At 57.6% G+C, this 2960-nt stretch carries 3 protein-coding genes and 1 CRISPR repeat array; of the genes, 2 read left to right on the forward strand and 1 reads right to left on the reverse strand.

What is annotated here, in order from left to right:
* The first annotated feature begins 7 nt into the window (after nucleotides 1–7).
* A CRISPR array of direct repeats spans nucleotides 8–797; the repeat unit is 36 nt; unit sequence GTTCCCCCTTCGGGGGGATCCCTAGAAATTGGAAAC.
* Between the two features lie 79 nt (nucleotides 798–876).
* Both NW843_RS07970 and NW843_RS07975 read left to right on the forward strand, forming a co-directional pair.
* Nucleotides 877–1401, forward strand: coding sequence for a GNAT family N-acetyltransferase (locus NW843_RS07970; protein ID WP_414343795.1), 525 nt, complete (start codon nucleotides 877–879; stop codon nucleotides 1399–1401).
* Nucleotides 1402–1404: 3 nt separating this feature from the next.
* Nucleotides 1405–2109, forward strand: a complete 705-nt coding sequence (locus NW843_RS07975; protein WP_011432154.1) for an esterase/lipase family protein — start codon at nucleotides 1405–1407, stop codon at nucleotides 2107–2109.
* 9 nt (nucleotides 2110–2118) lie between these two features.
* Here the strand turns inward: NW843_RS07975 and psb29 are convergent, their stop codons facing one another.
* Entirely contained in the window at nucleotides 2119–2838 is a 720-nt protein-coding gene (gene psb29 / locus NW843_RS07980) for a photosystem II biogenesis protein Psp29 (protein WP_041436186.1), read from the reverse strand.
* Between the last annotated feature and the right edge of the window lie 122 nt (nucleotides 2839–2960).

The raw sequence follows: 2960 nt of genomic DNA on the forward strand, positions 1-2960 counted from the left end.
TTAGAGAGTTCCCCCTTCGGGGGGATCCCTAGAAATTGGAAACAGTCGAACCAGAGGTTCAAAATCTGCGGCACCCCCGGAGTTCCCCCTTCGGGGGGATCCCTAGAAATTGGAAACGATCCCTTCGCTAACGCTGTAGGGTGGCAGCGATATTGTTCCCCCTTCGGGGGGATCCCTAGAAATTGGAAACAGCCTATTAATAAAGACGTAGAGCAGGTATACAGATCTTGGGTTCCCCCTTCGGGGGGATCCCTAGAAATTGGAAACATTTGCATCGCCAAAGCACGGGCACGCTTCCTCTGACGGTTCCCCCTTCGGGGGGATCCCTAGAAATTGGAAACGCCCCTTTCGGTGTTAGCTCCGCCTTCCGACGTCGGAAGGGAGTTCCCCCTTCGGGGGGATCCCTAGAAATTGGAAACCAAATATTATTACAATCCCTATGAAAAAGGGGAGTTCAGTTCCCCCTTCGGGGGGATCCCTAGAAATTGGAAACCCGTTGCTCTCCTCGAGAACGAGGAAGTTTTTGTGGAACAAGTTCCCCCTTCGGGGGGATCCCTAGAAATTGGAAACCCGTCGGAAGGTGGAGTTTAAACAGAACGGAGTCCGTTTGTTCCCCCTTCGGGGGGATCCCTAGAAATTGGAAACAACTAATCTAATCTTCCAAAGGCTACCCTAGTGGTAGCGTTCCCCCTTCGGGGGGATCCCTAGAAATTGGAAACCAAAGTGAAGGCACTGACAGAAGGCGAGGTTGTTTACGTCAAGTTCCCCCTTCGGGGGGATCCCTAGAAATTGGAAACAATTCCGCCACCGATCCTGGCTATACTGAGGACACGCTCACCCAAAGTAGGGGTGAGCTTTCACTCGGCAGCGATTCACATGAGTTTTTGGAAGGGCCTGTTCGGGTCAGCAGGAGCTGCTACAACCAAAGAGCCGGCGCAAACAGCTAGGGCCGACCGTCGCCAGGAAACGGTGGTGGTACGAGGGGAGACAATCCTCTTCAGCTTGGATCCCAACTTGGATCTGTACGAGCTAGAGGAGCTCTGCGATGCGGTGGGGTGGTCGCGTCGCCCCATTCACAAGGTGAGAAAAGCCCTGCAGCACAGCTTTTTGGTGGTGTCGATGTGGCAGCAGCGGGGCAGCTACCGTCGCCTCATCGGCTTTGCCCGGGCAACGTCCGACCACGCTTTCAATGCCACCATTTGGGATGTGGTGGTTCATCCCGATTTCCAGGGTAGGGGTCTGGGCAAGCGGCTGATGGAAAAGGTGATCCACGAGCTGCGTGCCCGAGACATCAGCAACATCACCCTTTTTGCCGATCAGGGAGTGGTCAGCTTTTACGAACGGCTGGGCTTCACCGCCGACCCTGAGGGGATCAAAGGCATGTTCTGGTATCCCCGCTAGCGTATGGCCCCTGTGGTGATTTTGCCCGGTTATCTGGCGGGTGCGTCGGAGTATGAGCCCCTGCGCCAAGAGCTGGAAGCCCGCGGCTATGCGGCACGGGTGGTGCCGTTGCAGGTGCGCAGTTGGTTTCCCACGCTGGGGGGAAGGCCTGTCACTCCCATCCTGTGGGCCCTTCGAGAGACCATCCAAAAGACCTGCGCTGAGTTTGGGGTTGACCGAGTTAACCTGGTGGCCCACTCCGCCGGCGGCTGGATTGCCCGCATCTACCTGGGATCCGTGCCCTATGGGGGACAGGTGTGGCAGGGGCGGGAGCAGGTCGCTGCGCTGATTAGCTTGGGATCCCCCCACACCAGCCGGGAGCGCTGGACGAAGCGCAATTTGGACTTTGTCAACACCCACTATCCGGGGGCCTTTTGGCCCGAGGTCAAATATGTGTGCGTGGCCGGCAGGGTCATCCAGGGGCAGAGGTTGAGTCTGGGATCCCTGTGGCGACAGGAGCATTATCTGGCTTGGCTGGCCTACAACAGCTATTGGCTCACGGCTGGACAGGGGGAATTGTGGGGCGATGGCATTACCCCCATCGAGGCTGCCCACCTGCAGGGGGCTGTTAACCTCACTCTGCCCAACTGCTACCATTCCGGTCGGGGTGGACGGCGCTGGTATGGATCCCCCGAGGTGGTGGAAACTTGGGCTCAGTATCTGGCTTAGGGCCGGGGTTTAGCTGCCAGGCTTGCTTGGGTCGCCGAGGGAAGTCTCGGGCAAAGAGGCGGCCGATTGGCGGCGTTCCTGCTGACGCCGGGCGGCTTTTACCATCTCCTCGACCACAGCCCGCGCCTGCTTCATGCGATCCAAACTGCTGCGATAGAGCTCCAGATCTTTTCTCACCCGCTCTGTTGAAAAGGGCAGCTTGCTCACCACATTCTCCAAAAAGCGGCGGGTGCGTTCTTCTGGTTCTTCGTAAAGGGACTTGGCCACAACTTCATAGGCTGTGTAAAGGCCAACAGCTAAGACCCGGCTGTAGGCGTAGGGCGGCTGAGTCATGCGCTCCAAAATGGCTTTCAACCCACCCACATCTTCCGCCTCTGGCTTGAGACAGAGGAGATCAAGTCTTTGACGGGGATCCCCGCTTCCCATCAACTCCAGCAGATCGCGGGCATTCTTGCGCAACACCTCCGGCTTGAGGTGCAGAGCCTTACAGAGGGCGTTGAAAATGGCTTCTCGCTGCTCAGGGGGGTGATAGGCTTCCATCAGCCCGTCGTAGAGGGTGACCAGCCCCAAGGCAAAAAACGGATCGTAGACGAAGGTGCTGTTGACGGTGGTCAGGTGCAGCTCCACCAACAACTCCTCCACCACCCGGCGATAGACGGCGTTGATCGGGCGAGGGTAGGCGCTGAAAAAGGCCGCTTTGGTGGCGGAGAGGGTGCGAACAGGATTCACAGGCAGACAAAAATGAGCTTGAGGATGGCTTCTCTGTTTTTTTATTCTCACCTGTGCTGACCCTGAGGGCAAGCTGTGTTGACATCCTCCCCGGCCTGAAGGCTGGAGATTCCTACCACGCT

It is taken from the genome of Synechococcus sp. R5-12 (assembly GCF_047502655.1).
In the GTDB taxonomy this organism is placed as follows: domain Bacteria; phylum Cyanobacteriota; class Cyanobacteriia; order Thermostichales; family Thermostichaceae; genus Thermostichus.